This is a genomic window from Bacillaceae bacterium S4-13-56 (genome assembly GCA_040191315.1).
Lineage (GTDB): Bacteria > Bacillota > Bacilli > Bacillales > JAWJLM01 > JAWJLM01.
Map to the genome: position 1 here is coordinate 1 of JAWJLM010000059.1, position 17,228 is coordinate 17,228.

The 17,228-nt window shown below is 36.5% G+C and carries 19 protein-coding genes and 1 pseudogene; 10 read left to right on the forward strand and 10 right to left on the reverse strand.

Annotated elements, in window-relative coordinates; translation table 11 throughout:
* Positions 1-95 precede the first annotated feature (95 nt).
* From RZN25_13865 to RZN25_13875, 3 genes are all read right to left on the reverse strand, one after another.
* On the reverse strand, positions 96-1,502 hold the full coding sequence (locus tag RZN25_13865) for an ATP-binding protein (GenBank protein ID MEQ6377903.1): 1,407 nt from the start codon (positions 1,500-1,502) through the stop codon (positions 96-98).
* Entirely contained in the window at positions 1,492-2,172 is a 681-nt protein-coding gene (locus RZN25_13870; GenBank protein ID MEQ6377904.1) for a response regulator transcription factor, read from the reverse strand. The genes RZN25_13865 and RZN25_13870 overlap by 11 nt, the downstream gene beginning before the upstream one ends.
* Positions 2,173-2,288: 116 nt before the next feature.
* On the reverse strand, positions 2,289-2,609 hold the full coding sequence (locus RZN25_13875) for a DUF2680 domain-containing protein (GenBank protein ID MEQ6377905.1): 321 nt from the start codon (positions 2,607-2,609) through the stop codon (positions 2,289-2,291).
* Between the two features lie 128 nt (positions 2,610-2,737).
* On the opposite strand from RZN25_13875, the gene RZN25_13880 reads away from it, so the two are divergent.
* Positions 2,738-3,922, forward strand: coding sequence for a trypsin-like peptidase domain-containing protein (locus RZN25_13880; protein ID MEQ6377906.1), 1,185 nt, complete (start codon positions 2,738-2,740; stop codon positions 3,920-3,922).
* A gap of 16 nt (positions 3,923-3,938) precedes the next feature.
* Positions 3,939-4,772: a peptidylprolyl isomerase gene (locus tag RZN25_13885; protein MEQ6377907.1), complete on the forward strand. Its 834-nt coding sequence runs from the start codon at positions 3,939-3,941 to the stop codon at positions 4,770-4,772.
* A gap of 34 nt (positions 4,773-4,806) precedes the next feature.
* On the opposite strand, the gene RZN25_13890 is transcribed toward RZN25_13885, so the two are convergent.
* On the reverse strand, positions 4,807-5,241 hold the full coding sequence (locus RZN25_13890) for a threonine/serine exporter family protein (protein ID MEQ6377908.1): 435 nt from the start codon (positions 5,239-5,241) through the stop codon (positions 4,807-4,809).
* 15 nt (positions 5,242-5,256) lie between these two features.
* Positions 5,257-6,003, reverse strand: coding sequence for a threonine/serine exporter family protein (locus RZN25_13895; GenBank protein ID MEQ6377909.1), 747 nt, complete (start codon positions 6,001-6,003; stop codon positions 5,257-5,259).
* 115 nt (positions 6,004-6,118) lie between these two features.
* Between RZN25_13895 and map the strand changes: the two genes are divergently transcribed.
* Positions 6,119-6,865 carry a type I methionyl aminopeptidase gene (gene map / locus RZN25_13900; protein ID MEQ6377910.1) on the forward strand — a complete coding sequence of 249 codons (747 nt, stop codon included), beginning with the start codon at positions 6,119-6,121 and terminating at the stop codon, positions 6,863-6,865.
* A 54-nt stretch (positions 6,866-6,919) separates the two neighbouring features.
* Here map and RZN25_13905 read toward each other — a convergent pair whose 3' ends face one another.
* The 3 genes from RZN25_13905 to RZN25_13915 all read right to left on the reverse strand — a co-directional run bounded on the left by RZN25_13905 (position 6,920) and on the right by RZN25_13915 (position 9,758).
* Entirely contained in the window at positions 6,920-8,053 is a 1,134-nt protein-coding gene (locus tag RZN25_13905) for a zinc-dependent alcohol dehydrogenase (GenBank protein ID MEQ6377911.1), read from the reverse strand.
* A gap of 86 nt (positions 8,054-8,139) precedes the next feature.
* The gene (locus tag RZN25_13910; GenBank protein ID MEQ6377912.1) at positions 8,140-9,006 is read right to left on the reverse strand and encodes a 5'-3' exonuclease H3TH domain-containing protein; all 867 of its coding nucleotides are present in this window, start codon (positions 9,004-9,006) and stop codon (positions 8,140-8,142) included.
* Between the two features lie 92 nt (positions 9,007-9,098).
* Positions 9,099-9,758 carry a CPBP family intramembrane glutamic endopeptidase gene (locus RZN25_13915; GenBank protein ID MEQ6377913.1) on the reverse strand — a complete coding sequence of 220 codons (660 nt, stop codon included), beginning with the start codon at positions 9,756-9,758 and terminating at the stop codon, positions 9,099-9,101.
* A gap of 122 nt (positions 9,759-9,880) precedes the next feature.
* Here RZN25_13915 and RZN25_13920 point away from each other — a divergent pair, with 122 nt between their 5' ends.
* The 4 genes from RZN25_13920 to RZN25_13935 all read left to right on the forward strand — a co-directional run bounded on the left by RZN25_13920 (position 9,881) and on the right by RZN25_13935 (position 12,546).
* The gene (locus tag RZN25_13920) at positions 9,881-10,549 is read left to right on the forward strand and encodes a CAP domain-containing protein (protein MEQ6377914.1); all 669 of its coding nucleotides are present in this window, start codon (positions 9,881-9,883) and stop codon (positions 10,547-10,549) included.
* Positions 10,550-10,724: 175 nt separating this feature from the next.
* On the forward strand, positions 10,725-11,162 hold the full coding sequence (locus tag RZN25_13925) for a DNA starvation/stationary phase protection protein (GenBank protein ID MEQ6377915.1): 438 nt from the start codon (positions 10,725-10,727) through the stop codon (positions 11,160-11,162).
* 161 nt (positions 11,163-11,323) lie between these two features.
* On the forward strand, positions 11,324-11,533 hold the full coding sequence (locus RZN25_13930) for a hypothetical protein (protein MEQ6377916.1): 210 nt from the start codon (positions 11,324-11,326) through the stop codon (positions 11,531-11,533).
* Between the two features lie 122 nt (positions 11,534-11,655).
* A complete protein-coding gene (locus RZN25_13935; protein ID MEQ6377917.1) occupies positions 11,656-12,546 on the forward strand; it encodes a DUF1002 domain-containing protein in 891 nt (296 codons plus the stop codon).
* Between the two features lie 161 nt (positions 12,547-12,707).
* On the opposite strand, the pseudogene RZN25_13940 reads toward RZN25_13935, so the two are convergent.
* Positions 12,708-12,887: pseudogene (locus tag RZN25_13940) on the reverse strand (bifunctional hydroxymethylpyrimidine kinase/phosphomethylpyrimidine kinase).
* A 75-nt stretch (positions 12,888-12,962) separates the two neighbouring features.
* Here RZN25_13940 and RZN25_13945 point away from each other — a divergent pair.
* Together RZN25_13945 and RZN25_13950 are read left to right on the forward strand one after the other, a co-directional pair.
* Positions 12,963-13,445, forward strand: coding sequence for a DUF456 domain-containing protein (locus tag RZN25_13945; protein MEQ6377918.1), 483 nt, complete (start codon positions 12,963-12,965; stop codon positions 13,443-13,445).
* A gap of 10 nt (positions 13,446-13,455) precedes the next feature.
* Entirely contained in the window at positions 13,456-14,097 is a 642-nt protein-coding gene (locus tag RZN25_13950) for a uracil-DNA glycosylase (protein ID MEQ6377919.1), read from the forward strand.
* 30 nt (positions 14,098-14,127) lie between these two features.
* Here RZN25_13950 and RZN25_13955 read toward each other — a convergent pair whose 3' ends face one another.
* Positions 14,128-16,230: an EAL domain-containing protein gene (locus tag RZN25_13955; protein ID MEQ6377920.1), complete on the reverse strand. Its 2,103-nt coding sequence runs from the start codon at positions 16,228-16,230 to the stop codon at positions 14,128-14,130.
* A gap of 366 nt (positions 16,231-16,596) precedes the next feature.
* Between RZN25_13955 and RZN25_13960 the strand changes: the two genes are divergently transcribed.
* Positions 16,597-16,950 carry a hypothetical protein gene (locus tag RZN25_13960; protein ID MEQ6377921.1) on the forward strand — a complete coding sequence of 118 codons (354 nt, stop codon included), beginning with the start codon at positions 16,597-16,599 and terminating at the stop codon, positions 16,948-16,950.
* Positions 16,951-17,228: the final 278 nt, after the last annotated feature.

Consider the following 17,228-nt stretch of genomic DNA (forward strand, 5'->3'; position numbering starts at 1 on the left):
GAGTTTGGGCGGTGGAGCAGGGGAAAAAGTGAAAAAAGAGCCGTTTATAATCGATTTTCCCCTTTTGCACCAGGTGTATGCTCAACTCTTAATCATCATTTTAACAAAGGCAACTCCAAACACATGACGGTCCCTCTGCTAGAACTCTCTTTTAAATAAAGGTCTCCACCAAGAACCTTGGCAATCATCTTGCTAAAAGGTAATCCTAATCCAAGTCCTCTCACTTTGTGTTTTTTTTGCTCACCGCGGTAAAACCTCTCAAAGATTAGCTCTTGCTCATTAAGAGGGACACCAATACCTGTATCAGCAACAGAAATTATCACCTTATCACTATGAACATTCACTTCTAAACTTATGAAGCCATCCCCTTGAAGAGAATCTTGCGCATTATTCAAAAGATTTAGCAGAACCTGTTCCACTCTAAGTGGATCGGTTTTCATCCAAAGGGAGGTCGATGGCAATTTAACATAAAGTTTGGATTCCGGGTAATCCCGAATGACACTCCATTGGTGGGTCACGTCTCGTATAAATTCCTGAAAATGAATTTCTTCCTTCTTTATGGAAATGGACCCGGCCGAGAAGGAATTAAAATCGAGTAAGTCTTGAATCATTTTTTGTAAACGGTTCGTTTCCTTCAAAGAAATATCCAAAAATTCTTTGGCTTCCTCTCCCGTCACGACTTCGTCTTTTATGGCTTGTGTAAGACTACTGATTGAGGTTACGGGTGTTTTTAATTCGTGAGTAATACCAGCCAAAAGCTCGGCCCTTAATGCCTCCAACTGATCCAATTTCTCCGACATATCCTTAAAGGAAGCAATTAATTCCGCTACCTCTTTTTCTTTAGCATTTGTTGGTAACTCCACATTATAATTGCCTGTTTTAATTTGATTGGCTGCATCTGCTACCAAATGAATGGGGCGAGCTATTCTTTGGGAAAGAAAGTAAATAACCAACCATCCTAACAAGGCAAGACTAATTAGCAGAATAGCAAGCAAATTATACTCCTGATTGGTTTTGGTTAATTCTCCTTTAGCCTGAAGAACGACAACCCATCCCAGGACTTGCCCTTCAAATTCAATAGGTGCTTTTACAACGTATATTTCTCCTTCCCCAAGTGTCACTTCTTGAATACTTTCCGGATCTTGAAGTAAGGAAAGCGAGAATCGTTGATACTGATTTTGGTTAGGGTCACTATATAAAATAGTCCCATATTGATTGACTATAAAGGTGAAAGGTTTACTATCCATATTTAAAAGCTTCTGGCGTTCCTCTAGATAAACGGAAAAAAATCTACCTTGAAGAATGGTGCCATTACTATCGACTACACGATCGGCAGCTTCCTCTGCTAAAAATTGGGTTAAATTTAATCGGTTTTCCAGGTTGGTGTGACGAATCCAAAGAATAGAGATAAAAGCAATGATTAATAAACCTATACATAATGTCACTAGATAGCGAGTCGTCCAATACCGCAGTAATGAAATTTTATTTTGATTAGTAGACACTCATCTGATACCCCAATCCACGAATGGTTTTTATTTCACCCTCAGACTCTGGCCAATCTTCTAGGGCTTTCCTAATCCTCTTGATTGCTAAGTCAACCGCTCGATCACTTCCATCATAATCTAATCCCCATACATGCTCTATTAATTGATCCCGTGTAAAGGTTTGGTTTGGATGTTTAGCAAGGAAGAATAATAAAGATAAATCTTTTGGTGTTACATTGATTGTTTTTCCATGTAAGCTAACGGTATGTGACTTCTCGTTAAGTTTCAATCCTCCAAAATATATAATTCCTTTTTCATCAGCAACGAAGGAGGACCTGCGTAAAACTGCCTGTATACGTGCAACAACTTCTTCCGCAACAAAAGGTTTGGTAATATAGTCATCTGCTCCTTGATGGAGGCCTGTCAGTTTTTGGTCAATCTCTCCAAGTGCCGTTAACATAATTACAGGACAGGAGCTTATTTCACGAATTTCCTTAAGTATGGTCCATCCATCTTTTCCAGGAAGCATAACATCTAGTAAGACCAGAGAAGGACGAATGGTAAGAAATTTTTCTTTTGCTTGGGATCCTTCATATACCTGCTCCACATTAAATCCAGCCTTCTTTAGATAAGCAGATAACACTCTAGAAATCGTTATCTCATCTTCAATGAGTAAGATGGTTTTCATTTTCATTCCCTCCATTCCCTTCCTATATTCTTTATTATACAACCCCATTATGTCAAAGAAATGTTAAAGGATAAAAATGAAAAAAGACACGAACAATGTCGTGTCTTTTTCTATATTTAGTCTTCTTTATCTTTTGATTTCTTGTGCGAATCACAGTTTGGAACATATCCATTTTCCTGTAGTTTTTCTTGCTTTTTATCAAGCTTTTCCATGATCTTATCTGCTTTTTCCTTAGTGAGGACACCATACTCTACATACTTGGTGATGATTTCCTTATGGTTTGTAAACATATCATCATAAAGTGAATTAAGCTCCTGAATTTGCTCTTCTGATAATTCCACATTTTTCATGTCAGCTTCTTCTGCACTTACGCTATGTAGATGTAACCCCCAAAAACTGAGCATGAAAAGAAGTGCATAGCAAAGTATCTTTTTCATAGAACAACCTCCTCGTTTGATTTCTCTTAGTTTCCCTTAATTTTTATAAGATATTCTTAAAAAAATTTTTACTTTGACATTTTCCTGACACATTGACTTGATATATTATGGTCAAGGAGGTAGAGAAGATGAAACAATCCATATATAAAATTATGTCAGGTGTTATTGTAGGTGCCTTTTTGATGTTGTTAATCATTCCTGAGTTTATGAATGATGAAAAAGAAAAGATTGTGGATAATGAAGAAATAGTGGCCAACGCAAATACGGAAAAAACTGATGTGAAGTTAATTAAAACCAATGATACTGAAGTATTTTCAGCCATAGTAGATGCTATTGATAAAAATATAGAAGCGGTCGTTGGGGTTGTTAACATTCAAGTAACCAACGGCTGGCCCGGAACATTTGGAGCTGGACCAAGCTCAAATGAAGCAGGCACAGGCTCGGGAGTTATTTACAAAAAAGAGGATGGAAAAGCTTATGTGGTTACTAATTACCATGTGGTAGAAGGGGCGCAAGAGCTTGATATCATTTTACATGATGAATCAAGAGTACCTGGAAAATTAGTGGGAACAGATCCGTTAACAGATTTAGCTGTTATAGCTATCGATGGTGAAAATGTAACGAAGACAGCTAGTTTTGGCTCATCAGATACTCTTAAAATAGGGGAGCCAGTCATAGCCATCGGGAATCCATTAGGTGCAGATTTTTCTGGGTCAGCAACTCAAGGAATTATTAGTGGTTTAGAACGTACAGTTCCTGTTGACCTTGATGGAAATGGTACTTCTGACTGGCAAGCAGAGGTTCTGCAAACCGATGCAGCGATTAATCCAGGAAACAGTGGTGGAGCATTAATTAATATTAATGGTGATGTTATTGGGATCAACTCAATGAAAATTGCCCAAGAAGCTGTGGAAGGAATTGGATTCGCCATTCCAGCAAATATGGTAACAAAAATCATTACCGATATTGAGGAACAAGGGGAAGTTAAGAGACCATTTATGGGAATCCAAGCACACTCACTCACTGAAATCCCAACTTACTATTGGCAACAAGCTTTAAAGCTACCAGAGGTTGTTAACAAGGGTGTTGTGATAGCAGCAGTGACTCCTCTCTCCCCGGTGGATGAAGCTGGCTTGCAGGAAAATGATGTAATTGTACAGCTTGATGATCAACCTGTAGGGAACCTATTAGATTTAAGAAAATATCTTTATCAGGAAAAAGAAATTGGGGATGACATGGAAGTGACCTTCTATCGTAATGGTCAAAAGCAATCAGCAACCATTACTTTGACAGAACAAATTGACAATAACTAAAAATGGAGACATTTAATTGAAAAAATTAGGATTGGCATTAGGAATAACTGGAATTCTTATCGGAACTACTGCATGCTCCGATAAGGAAGAAGTAATTGCAGAAACAAATGCAGGAAATATTACGCAAGAAGAATTTTATCAAGAACTAAAAGAGCAATATGGTAATCAAGTACTTTCACAAATGGTAACAGAAAAAGTTCTTGAAGATAAATATGAAGTGACAGAAGAGGAAGTCCAAGAGGAAATTGATTTCTTAAAGGAAGCTTATGGAGAACAATATGAAGCAGTGCTCCAGCAAAGTGGCTATTCTAATGAAGGCCAGTTAAAGAGTGTCATTAAATTAGATAAACTCCAGCGTTTGGCATCAACTGATGGAGTAGAAGTCACAGATAAAGAAGTAGAGCAGTATTATGAGAATATGAAAATGGAAGTACAAGCAAGTCATATTCTTGTGGAAGACAAAGAAACAGCAAATGAAGTTCTAGATAAATTAAAAAATGGTAGTGATTTCGCTGCACTTGCTAAAGAGTATTCAACAGATATAACTTCTGCTGAACAAGGTGGAGATTTAGGATTCTTTGGTACAAATGAAATGGTTTATAATTTTGAGAAAGCTGCTTATAATCTAGAGGTTGAAGAGATTAGTGAACCGATTCAGACTGATTTTGGATATCACATTATAAAAGTAGCTGATAAGAGAGAAAAAGAGGACTTACAATTAGAACCATTTGAAGATAGGAAGGATCAACTTCGAGAAACGCTTAAAGAACGTAAGGCTAATACAGAAGCAATTAACGATTTGATTGATGCTGCTAATGTTAAAGTTAAGGATTCTGAACTTGAATTCTAAAATTAAAATAAAAGCATGACCCCTTTGTAAGGGATCATGCTTTCTTTACAAATAACATCTTCACTACTTGATTAATAACTTCAGATAAGACGATTCCTATAGCAATGGACCCAGAAATCATAAACGCTTTAGCAGCAAATTCAATGGCAATCTCATAGTTGTTTTGGACCACATTTCGCATAGCGTCATAGGCCATTCCACCAGGAACAAGAGGAATAATCCCAACAGCCGTAAATAAAATCATAGGCATTTTATAAATTCTAGCAAACCACTGACTGATGATGGCTACGACAAAGGCGCCAAACATAGTGGCCTGAACGCTATTTAACTCAGAGTTAAATAGAAAATAGACCATCCACCCAAGCATTCCTGCAATCCCACATGGTATGAGGGACTTTTTAGGAATATGAAAAATAATACCAAATCCGGCCGAGGCAAAGAAACTAGTGATGAGTTGGGCAAGAATCATCCTATTCATCCTCCTTTAGTAAATTGTAAATACAACTGCAACACCTGATCCTATTGCAAAAGCTGTTAAGAAAGCTTCGGCTCCTTTAGACAAACCAGATACTAAATGCCCCGCCATGAGGTCTCGAACGGCATTGGTGATAAGAAGTCCAGGAACAAGTGGCATAACGGAACCAATAATAATTTTATCCATTTGTGCACCGACTCCTAAATGAACCATCCAGTAGGCCAGAGTACCGATTACAAAGGAAGCTAGAAATTCAGCAAAGAATTGTATTTTAATTACTTTATGAAAATAAATAAAGCAAGTAAATCCTATACTTCCTGCTATAAAAGCAGGAACAAAATCTTTCCATTGTCCAAGAAACATAATGAGAAAGCAAGCACTTACTAAACCAGACGCGATAATCCTTAATGAAATTGAATATGAATGGGGAGTGTTATCTATTTCATCGAGGTGCTGAATGGCTTCTTCTACAGATAGTGTTCCTTCTGCAATTTGGCGAGAAATGCTGTTTACAAGGGTTACCTTTTCAAGGTTGACAGTTCTCTCTGATATTCTTACAAACTTAGTAGCTTCTGAATCTTCCAATGAAAAAATAATTCCTGTAGGGGTCACAAAGCTGTGTGCATTTGCATAACCAAAAGCCTTAGCTATTCGGGACATAGTATCCTCCACACGGTAGGTTTCTCCACCGTTGACTAACATGATTTTCCCTGCTATTAAACAAATATCTGAAATTTTAGTCGACGACACAGTCATAATAGTCGCTCCTCATATTTTAAAAGTAGTATTATAAGAATAATGTACAAAATAACAAATTCATTCATAACATAATACATCGTTGGATGTAAAGATAAACAGGAGGGGAATTTACTTGATTAACTTAAAAAGCACAAGAGAAATAGAACAAATGAAAGAATCTGGAAAACTTTTATCAAATTGTCACAAAGAAATAGTTAAACTTATTAAACCAGGGGTAACCACTCTTGAGATTGATCAATTTGTAGAAAAATACTTAGCTGACCATGGTGCTACCCCAGAACAAAAGGGATATATGGGATATCCCTATGCAACGTGTGCGTCTTTAAACGATGAAGTTTGTCATGGCTTTCCTAATGATCAGCCTTTGAAAAATGGAGATATAGTTACTATTGATATGGTAGTAAATCTCAAGGGGGCATTGGCTGATTCAGCATGGACATATACTGTAGGCGAAGTTTCAGAGGAAGTACAAAGATTGTTAGAGGTTACTGAGAATTCATTATACAAGGGTATTGAGCAAGCTGTAATTGGAAATAGAGTTGGTGATATAGGTCATGCGATTCAAACCTATGTAGAGGCAGAAAAATTCTCAGTTGTAAGGGATTTTACGGGGCATGGAATTGGTCCGACTATTCATGAAGAACCAATGATTCCCCATTTTGGAGAAAAAGGAACTGGACCAAGGTTAAAGGAAGGAATGGTTATAACTATTGAACCTATGGTGAATGTTGGGACATGGTTTACCATGGTGGATGAAAATGGTTGGACAGCGAGAACAGCTGATGGAGAATGGTCTGCGCAATATGAGCATACATTGGCTATTACAAAAGATGGTCCAGTAATTTTAACGAAATGGTAAAAAATCCGGATATGCTTACCCGGATTTTTCTAATTCAAGCTCCTTCCCTTTTTCTTATGGTCTAAGAACGACCTTGATGCAATTGTCTTCTTTCCCATTAAACATTTTGTATCCCTTAGGTGCTTCATCAAGAGGAAGCTCATGGGTAATGATATTGGTTGGATCAATATCACCACGTACAATTTGTTCATAAATGGGTTCCATAAATGCCCTTGCAGGTGCTTGGCCTGTTTTTAAAGTAATATTTCTTGAGAAGAAGGCGCCAAGAGGAAACATGTTATAAAGCCCCCCATAAACACCAGTAATTTGAACTGTTCCGCCTTTTCGAACAGCTTTTGTGGAAATTTGGATAGGACCCAGTGTTCCTCCTTGAAGCTTCAGTTTCTGCTCTGCAAATTCTAAAGGAGATTTCTTCCCATCCATTCCTACACAATCTATAACAACATGTGCTCCGCCTTTTGTTTCTTCTTTTAAAACTTCACCCATGTCCTCATGATGAGTGAAATCAAAAACTTCTGTTTTGTTCACTGATCTTGAGTGCTCTAGCCGGTGTTGGATATAATCGACTGCTATGACACGCTCAGCCCCCTTCTGCCATGCAAACTGTTGAGCCATAAGTCCAATTGGGCCACAACCTAGAACAATAACCGTATCCCCTTTTTTAACACCAGCATTCACAACACTCCAATAGGCTGTTGGAAGAACATCGGAAAGAAACAAAAGCTGTGTATCTTCTAGTTCACTATCCTCTGGCACTTTAAAAGGAGTATAATTTCCAAAAGGAACCCGTAAGTACTCTGCCTGTCCACCTGGATAGTTACCGAACTTTTCCGTATATCCAAAATACCCTCCTGAATCATAATGTGGATTAGAATTATCACACTGACTTTCTAAGTGGGCCTCACAAAATTCACAGTGTCCACAGGCAACAGTAAAGGGAATGACAACCCGGTCCCCTTTTTTTACCTTTGATACTTTTGGTCCCACTTCTTCCACAATACCCATGGGTTCATGCCCAATCGAATACCCAATGGGTACAGGAAAGTTTCCTTGGTATAAATGCAAATCAGATCCACAAATAGCGGTAGATGTTATTTTTACAATAACATCTTCATCATCTACAATTTCTGGTACAGGTACTTCCTTTACAGCGACGTTGTATTTACCTTGGTAAGTTACAGCCTTCATTGATATCACCTCATAAATTTTTTCTTATCATTTGCTATTGTGAGCAGAATCTCCCTAGAAAAGTATGGATAAAAAAAATACCATGATTAGCTAATCATGGCATCCAAGTTTTTAAATTCAAGCTCTCTAAATTTTTTCAAAACAAGTTCTTTGTTAATCGTCAATAGGGCATCTTCTAGCGCGCAGTTAACATCTACTTCACAATGAATGCGTGCGAGCCTTCTAGACAAATGAAGCATGTCCAAATCAGATTCGATTTTGGAACGTTGTGCCTTTGTTAAGGATGGGAGATTTTCTAATATTCCTTCAATGGTTTGGTATTTTTGTAAAAGGGTTAGTGCCGTTTTTTCCCCAATTCCTTTAACACCTGGATAGTTATCACTACTATCCCCCATAAGGGCTTTTAGGTCCACCATTTGTTGGGGGGTAATCCCTTTTTCTTCTACAAAGGAATCCGTTTGATATAACGCATAATTTCCATACCCTTTTTTCAATAAAACAACGTGTATATTATCATCAATTAGTTGAAGAATATCTTGATCACCAGTCAAAATATAAACATCAGCATTTTGACTGTATTGTCTACTTAACGTTCCGATACAGTCATCAGCTTCATACCCAACCAATCCGACATTGGGTATTTCAAACGAATCGACTACTTCTTTTACCAAATCAAATTGAGGTATGAGTTCTACCGGAGGCTCCCCACGGTTACCTTTATATTCAGGGTATAATTCTGTTCGAAAAGTTTTGCTACCCATATCCCAGCAACAAACCACATGTGTCGGTTGATAGGTTTGAATAGCTGTCATCATATGCTTTACAAACCCGTAGACAGCATTTGTGGGAATTCCTTTACTATTTACCATATAATAACCGCTCATAGCAGTTGCATAAAAGGCTCGGAATAAAAGAGCCATTCCATCTACTAACATGATCTTATCTTTTGTCATATTATAATAGCCCCTCACTTCTCATATTATAAACACCTATTCATTATAACAAATCTCTATTGCTAACGGGCTCCCCAAGGTTTTCCATAAAATTAGAATACTGCATGTAACGCAATTAGAATAATGGCGATATCGGCAAGTACATGGACAAACCATGAATTATAAATATTGGTTGAATGTTCATTTAGCCAGCAAAATACTAGGCCAATAACAAACAATCCGAATAACGCAAGAAAAAATAATGTCGGACTAAACCAAGTAAGGAAGATAGCCGTATGGTAGATCGAGAATAAAAAGGAGGAGTAAAAATAGGCGAACTTTTTATTGGTCTTTTGTAAATTTTTAAAAATAAATCCTCTAAAGTAAATTTCCTCTAGAAATGAGTTGCCAAAAGTTATGTACAGACCAATCAAAAGGAAGCTCTCTTTAATGATATTTTTTTGAGCTAAGTCATTTTCTATGACCGAAAAATCGATAAAGCTTTGGAGGACTAGATACGCTGCAATTAGAATAAAAAATGCTCCAAGCCCAATGCTAATGCTAATTTTCTTGCGCTTCTTATCTATTCCTTTAGGAGATAAGTACGTAATTTTCTTTTTACCAAAGTAGTGAACCAAGAGAATAGTTAGGGAAAAAAGTGTAATTTTGCTTAGTGTCTTTATTAGATAATCAACAACAAGGACTTGTTCGATGATAAAAAGTAACGTCACTGTGGTTAAGCTAGCAAATAAAATTCCCCAAACATTTTTCATGTAAATCGTTCCTTTGTTTTTCTTAAGTTTAACACACAACAGATTACCAAAAAAAATTGAATAATTGACATATTATTTTACACATAGCAAATACTATGGCTGTCATCTAAGGGGGTTTTCATATGGGAAAAACATGGCGATTTGCTTTTATAGGAATCATATTTTTGATAGTTGGATGTAACACTAATAATCAAGGGTTGGACAATCGTAATAGTTTCAATGCAGCTGAACCAATTAGCTACCGTGGGGACTCTATTCAAAAACGTTTTGATTCTAGAGATGGGAATGAGATTCAGAGGTATGGACTAAGACAGGAACGTCCTTATCAACCAGAAAAACAACAAGTGAACAGTGGAACACAAATGAATGTTACAGATGGTTCCAACAATGATCAAAGGAAAAAGGACTCTTGGAAAAGTTATATGGAATTATTAACGGAACTAACCAATCAACAAAGAGCAAGACATGGACTAAAGGAATTAGAATTGGATATTACGTTAAGTGAGATCGCAAAAATGAAGTCAGAAGAAATGGCTTCAGAATCATACTTATCACACCAATCACCGAATTATGGAAGTCCTCCTGAAATGCTTGAGGCGTTTGATGTTCCATATACATTAGTAGCTGAAAATGTGGCTGTAGGAGAAAGTGCAAACGACGTAATGGAAAAATGGATGAGTAATGAAGAATCTAGAAAGAATATTTTAGATCCTCATATGACACATATAGGTGTGGGTTATGATGTTAAAAATCAGGAAGGTTATTGGACTCAATGGTTAATAAGGGAGTAAAAATATATATTAGATGGATGTGAATAAAATCACAGAAAATACAAAGATGGGATGTTATGCTTATATTTAAGCATCCTTGATAAGCAAATATTAATTATAATTCTTATTACTTTATAATAATTATAATTAGTGGTATGATAATTACTGTAGAAAAAAAGAAGGAGATGGATTAAAAATGAATGAAAAAATCGTAGAACTTTTAAACAAGCAACTATCCAACTGGAATGTACTAAACACAAAGCTTCACAACTATCATTGGTACGTTACAGGACAAGATTTCTTTACCTTACATGAAAAATTTGAAGAATACTACACTCAGGCAGCAACTTATATTGATGAAATTGCAGAACGTATCCTTATGATCAATGGAAAGCCAGTTGCAAGGCTCCAGGATTATTTAAGTACAACTACAATAAAAGAAGCAAGTAATGAAGAGGATCCAAAAGAAATGGTCCGTTCTATTGCTGATGATTTCGAACAATTGGTTAAAGAATCTAAAGAATTAATTAAACTTGCTGAAGATAATGGTGACCAACCAACTGCCGATATGTTTATTGGAATCCGTTCTAACCTAGATCAACAAGTTTGGATGTTACGTGCCTATTTAGGATAACAAAAAAATTCTTGAACCCGTACTTATAGAAGTGCGGGTTTTTATATACACTTTTCTATCACTTGTTTCCATAAATTTTTCCCTTGCAATGGGCATCAACACATGCCCTATGGTGGGCAAAAACATATGATAAATGGAAAATGGAGGATAGGAGGAGAAATATGTATTATGCATATCGTAATAATGGGGCCAGGGTTTTTGTAAGACCACGCCCTTATCCGCGTCCGTTTGGTGGCCCGTTTTTTGGCGCACCATTCTTAGGAGGAGTTTTAGGAGGATTAGTGGGTAGTGCTTTGTTAACTCCACCTTATTATCCTTATCCCTATGGCTACGGTTATGGAGGATTTGGATATCCACCGTATTACTGGTGATTTTTGAAAGGATTCATTCTTTATAGGGATGAATCCTTTTCATTTTTCCTACTTTCGCAGGATGTATCAGACTGGTAATAGTTTGTTATATTAAGCATAGAACGAAAGAAGGGATGATTATTATGCGAAGTAAAGAATTCTTATATATATTACTTGGCTTCTACTTATTGGCATTTCCTGCTACTGCTTTTGGGTCTGAAAATAATGAGGTAATCAATGAAAAAACAGGAGATTCTATAGTCGTTTATGGAGAATCTCTCTCTGATTCGCAAAAGGAACAGGTAAAAGAAGATCTTGAAGTAGTGGAAGGTGATCAAGAACTAACAGTAACCGGTCAGGATGTCCAAAATTATATAAATGGGAATCCTACTGCTCGATTATTCTCTTCTGCAAAAATTATTCCCTTGGAAAAGGGAGAAGGGCTAACCATTACCATTGTTAATGAAGAGTATATTACCGAAGTGACAACGGAAATGTATGCCAATGCATTACTTACAGCTGGTGTAGAAAATGCAGAAGTTATCATTGCTTCCCCTGTAAAAGTTACAGGACATTCCGCTTTGACAGGTATCTATAAAGCGTATGATGTTAAAGGGGAAAAGCTTGACCAAGAGCGTATGGAAGTGGCAAATGAAGAGCTGTCTTTACTTACCACCTTGGCTGAGGATGCAGGACTAGACAAAGAGCAAGTAAGTCGGCTGTTTACAAATATTAAGAAAGAGATTGCTGAGCAAAATCCTGTGTCTAAAGAAGAAGTAGAACAAATAGTTTCGGAGCAGTTAAAAAACTTAAATATTGAATTGAGTGAAGAGAATCGACAGCTTCTCATCGATCTTTTTGAAAAAATCCGATCTTTAGATATTGATTTTGAACAAATTAAATCACAGCTGAATGATTTAACCCAAAAAATAGAAGATATTTTAGGAGATGAAGGGTTTTGGCGGTCGTTATTACAAGGCATCCAGAATTTCCTGCAATCAATCACTAATTTTATAAAAAGTATTTTTGGATAAAGATTAAAATTGTGCTTGAGATATTTTTAAAAAGAAGATGATTCCTCGTTTATATGAGGAATCATCTTCTTTAGTTGAACATTGAAACTGGCAAAGTCACCCATAACAAGCAAGATGTTATTTAAGGCGTTTGTCTTAGTTATGTTAAAAAGCAAGCATAATTATAATCGATTAGTGTACTGCTTAACAGAACCAACATATTGATTAAGAGGACCTGCATCCTTAATAGCTTTAGTTATGAATGCTTTTGCAGTTTTAATGGACTCTTTAACTGGACTACCTTTTGCAATTTCAGCTAGGATAGCAGAAGAGAAAGTACAGCCTGCTCCATGAGTATAGGTGCGAATAATGGTGGTTAGAGCAAGATAAGGAAAAGAATGCTAAAATAAATCTATTAAGATAAGGGAGAATTGAAAATGGATATTATTATCTGGATATTAGTTATTGCCGCCTTTTTATTAAGTTTCGTAGGTATTATCTTCCCGCTAGTACCTGGTACGATTATGCTTTGGGTAGGATTTTTATTATATGCTTTCTTCATTGGAACTGAAGCTCTTTCTACTTTTTTTTGGATTAGCATGGTCATACTAACCATCGTATTGTTTGCCTCTGATATCGTTGCCAATAGTTATTTTGTGAAAAAATATGGCGGGACAAAGTGGGGAGAACGAGCAGCAGCCATTGGAGTTATTGTTGGTTCCTTTGTAATACCTCCTTTTGGTATTTTAATTGTTCCTTTTATCGCTGTATTTGTGGTTGAACTTATTCAAAAAAGAACTACAACAGAAGCATGGAAAGCCTCTCTTGGCTCCCTCATGGGATTTTTAGGTAGTTCATTTGCTAAGGTCATTATTCAGTTGATTATGATCATCTGGTTTATTATAGCTGTAGTCTGGTAGGAGTGATCAGATGGAATTTCCTAAGGAACTAATTGACTTAGTCAAAAGAAGAATAGAGCCCTATGATGTGGAGGGTTTTGTGCTCGGAGGAGGCAACTCTCAAGCTGATCTCATGATGATTGGAGAAGCACCAGGTGAAAATGAAGTAATAGAAGGCAAGCCTTTTATAGGGCGGGCGGGCAAGGAACTTGATGGATATTTTCAAGCGATTGGTATTCCAAGAGAAGAGGCATACGTGACGAGCGTAGTTAGAAGCAGGCCATATAAAGTAGTGACTACTCAAAAAAGAGGGATTCCACATACTAGAAAGGCTAATCGCAAACCTAATAAACTAGAGATTTTTGCCCATGCACCTATTCTTGATTATCAAATCGAAAGGATCCAACCCAAAATTATTGTGGCGTTAGGCGGTGTTGCGTTGCAAAGATTAATTGGTGGTTCTGGAAAAATATCCGAATGTCACGGGGAACCTATTGTATCTTCCATTCAGAAGCTGAAGAACCTTGAGGAGAATACATGGGTTTGGAGTGAGAAAGAATATGTCATTTTTCCAATGTACCATCCTGCAGCAGTCTTTTATAACCCAAAGGTAAGAAGTGAAATAGAGGCTGACCTTTCCAAAATGAAGAAGTATATTGAAAATTTTCAATGACAAAGAGCATCCCTTTTCTGATGGATGCTCTTAATAATAATTTTTTATAAAAGTGATGATTTTGTCTTTGGTAAGCGGTTTGCTATATAAATAGCCCTGTCCAATATCTCCTTTTAGTTCTTGTATAAGATGAAGTTGTTTTTCTGTTTCAATTCCTTCAAATACAACGGACATCCCTAAGGAATGAGAGACGTAGACAATTGCTTCAATGATCATTTCGTCGTTATCCTTAGAAACCTCTTGAAGGAAGGAGCGATCGATTTTTAATGTATCTACAGGGAAACGTTTTAAATAATTTAATGAGGAATAGCCTGTCCCAAAGTCATCAAGGGATAGTTTGATCCCCATGGCTTGAAGTTCTTCCATAGTTCTAATAGATTGTTCTAAGTTAAACATCGCCATACTTTCAGTAATCTCCAAATCTAGGAATTCCGGGGATAAATGGATCTCTTCTAGAATCATTCTTATTCTTTGTGCAAGTTTAGGTGAAATAAATTGTCGAGCCGATAGGTTTACGGATATGTCCAAATTCTTATAACCCTGGTCATGCCAAGTTTTCAGTTGAGTACATGCTTCCCGTATAACCCATTCTCCAATTTCAATTATCGCCCCCGTTTCTTCTGAAATCGGTATGAAATCGGCAGGTGGTAGATCTCCAAGTTCAGGATGTCTCCACCTAATCAAAGCTTCTAACCCAAATATTTTCCCAGTTCGTAAGTCTATTTTGGGTTGGTATTCTAGAAAAAATTCTTGTTTTTCACAAGCAGACCAAATCCCGTTCTGTAAAAGCAACTTTTTCTCATTTTTTACATCCATGTCCTTTGAAAAATATTGAAAATTATTTTTTCCTAATTCTTTGGCACGATACATCGCAGTATCTGCTTCTTTTAATAAACTAGATACAAGCCTACCATCTTTGGGAAATATACTTATGCCGATACTCGGTGTTATAAAAAGTTCGTGAATATTTATATTAAAAGGTCTACCTATGGTATCCAAAATGAGTTGGGCGATTTTTGAAGTTTCTTCCATTGTATAATTCGGTAATCCAATAATGAATTCATCCCCACCAACCCTGCAGATTAAATCTTCCTTTTGGATACAACCTTCTAGTCTAGTGGCAACCATTTTGAGTAAAAGATCACCAGTTTCATGCCCCATGGTATCATTTACTAACTTAAAACGATCAAGGTCAATGAATAGAAAGGATATGGACTTTTTTTTCTTTTTATATTTTTCCAACAGTTGCTCCGCTTGGTCCACAAATTTCCTGCGATTAGGAAGTCCAGTTAAAGGATCATGAAGAGCTAATTCTTGATAGCGCTCTTCACTTTCCTTTATTTTTTGCTCGCGGATAACTTTTAGTGTGATATCAAGTGCAATGCCATATTGTCCAACGATCTTGTTATTAACCTTGATTGGGACTACGGTAATTCCAATATGTATTAAATGTCCATTTTTATGAAAAATTTTCGTTTCATAATTTACTGGAATACCTTTGCTAACTTTAATCATATTTTTATAGATTTGAGGAAGGTCATCAGGATAGAAGATATCACTAATATTCATGGTTAATAATTCTGCTTCGGTATATCCTGCCATTTGTTCTGCAATAGTATTTACACTTGTAAAATTCCCTTCTAGATCAAGGGAAAAAACAGCATTTGCGTTATTCTCAAACAAAGAACGAAAACGAGATTCACTTTCCATTAAAGCATCCTCTACTAGTTTTTTCTCTGTGATATCCGCACTTACCGATAAAATACATGGTTGACCATGGAAGGTTAATAGTTTACTGGTGGACTCAACATACCTTAATTGGAGACCCTTTTGAACCATGCGGATCTTTTTTTTAGGATTGGTAATACCATTGTCCAGACTTAAGACTCTTTTCTGAATAAAGAGCTGCTCATCGGGATGAATATAGGAGAGTATCTGATGACCTATGAATTCATCTTTTTCTCCTCCGCCAAGTAATTCAATGGCAGCAGGATTTAAATAGACAATTTCCCAATTTTCCCGCATGAAAATAATAACAGCAGTTGGAATGAGTTCAACTATTTGTTGAAGGTTAATGTCTTGTAGTAATTTAGTTTCGGGAAATGATTCTTGGTTGCTATTATATTTCGACATAAAATCCTCCTAAACGCCTAATCTTTTTTATTTTACATGATTGAAGATGGTAATTCCACTACATCTATTATGTATCGATGTTATTTTCAAGAAAAAACCCCCACCGAATTTGGTGGGATTAAAATTATGTTGAAAAGTTATAGAGCTATTCTCTTCTCTCGGCTATCAATAAGTTAATGGAAAAAGCAATCGATTTTTCAACAGACACATGTACGTTTTCTGACGATTCCACAAATTCTTTATCTAAAAACAGATCAAATGGTTCTTCTGGTTTTGAAATTAGTTGAAACAGGGTGTTCTATGTATAATCCTTATCCATTTCACATTTACTAGTATAAAGGAATTACAAAAGGGTGGTTGGATAGGGTGATTAAAAAATGGCTAATCGTTTTAGGAATTATTTTATCTGTAGGTTGTTCAAGTCAAGATGAAGTCGTATATGATAGCAAATATAGCGAAGAGAGAGCAATCCCTGTGATGCAGAAAAATATTGACTTAGGCGGAGAGGATCATAAGTCTCTCGCTACTGCCAAAATAGTTATTGATACGATCATTCTACCCTATCTTAAAGATCACCAATTTGCCCAGGATTACGCGAAAGAAAATATGAACCACATTCTTCAAAAAGATAATGGAATCATCAAATTTGAATTTAAAGATAAAAATTATATTTATGTGGATGCTACTCAAATGAAAATTATAGAATCGAGTATGGAATAAGAGTTAAATCGAGTTCCTCTTCAGCAAAACTTGACATTCTCGCCAATTTTCAGCATAATAACCTTAATTTTATAGGAATAAGCATTGACGAGGACTAGTATATGGCTGACAACACATTTACAGAGAGGAAATCCAAGGCTGGGAGATTTCCATGTGTATCCATAGAACCTGCCTCTGAGCTCCGTATTGGTAAAGATGCGCGCGGACAATAGTCCGTTATCAATAAAAGTGTGTGGCTTACTTTAAGTTGCAAACAAGGGTGGTACCACCAAACCTCG

Bases quoted from the DNA above. Each gene is read 5' to 3' on its own strand.
- RZN25_13870 (MEQ6377904.1), bottom strand. From the start codon at position 2,172: ATGAAAACCATCTTACTCATTGAAGATGAGATAACGATTTCTAGAGTG.
- RZN25_13875 (MEQ6377905.1), bottom strand. From the start codon at position 2,609: ATGAAAAAGATACTTTGCTATGCACTTCTTTTCATGCTCAGTTTTTGG.
- RZN25_13880 (MEQ6377906.1), top strand. From the start codon at position 2,738: ATGAAACAATCCATATATAAAATTATGTCAGGTGTTATTGTAGGTGCC.
- RZN25_13890 (MEQ6377908.1), bottom strand. From the start codon at position 5,241: ATGATTCTTGCCCAACTCATCACTAGTTTCTTTGCCTCGGCCGGATTT.
- RZN25_13895 (MEQ6377909.1), bottom strand. From the start codon at position 6,003: ATGACTGTGTCGTCGACTAAAATTTCAGATATTTGTTTAATAGCAGGG.
- RZN25_13905 (MEQ6377911.1), bottom strand. From the start codon at position 8,053: ATGAAGGCTGTAACTTACCAAGGTAAATACAACGTCGCTGTAAAGGAA.
- RZN25_13910 (MEQ6377912.1), bottom strand. From the start codon at position 9,006: ATGACAAAAGATAAGATCATGTTAGTAGATGGAATGGCTCTTTTATTC.
- RZN25_13915 (MEQ6377913.1), bottom strand. From the start codon at position 9,758: ATGAAAAATGTTTGGGGAATTTTATTTGCTAGCTTAACCACAGTGACG.
- RZN25_13920 (MEQ6377914.1), top strand. From the start codon at position 9,881: ATGGGAAAAACATGGCGATTTGCTTTTATAGGAATCATATTTTTGATA.
- RZN25_13925 (MEQ6377915.1), top strand. From the start codon at position 10,725: ATGAATGAAAAAATCGTAGAACTTTTAAACAAGCAACTATCCAACTGG.
- RZN25_13930 (MEQ6377916.1), top strand. From the start codon at position 11,324: ATGTATTATGCATATCGTAATAATGGGGCCAGGGTTTTTGTAAGACCA.
- RZN25_13935 (MEQ6377917.1), top strand. From the start codon at position 11,656: ATGCGAAGTAAAGAATTCTTATATATATTACTTGGCTTCTACTTATTG.
- RZN25_13945 (MEQ6377918.1), top strand. From the start codon at position 12,963: ATGGATATTATTATCTGGATATTAGTTATTGCCGCCTTTTTATTAAGT.
- RZN25_13950 (MEQ6377919.1), top strand. From the start codon at position 13,456: ATGGAATTTCCTAAGGAACTAATTGACTTAGTCAAAAGAAGAATAGAG.
- RZN25_13955 (MEQ6377920.1), bottom strand. From the start codon at position 16,230: ATGTCGAAATATAATAGCAACCAAGAATCATTTCCCGAAACTAAATTA.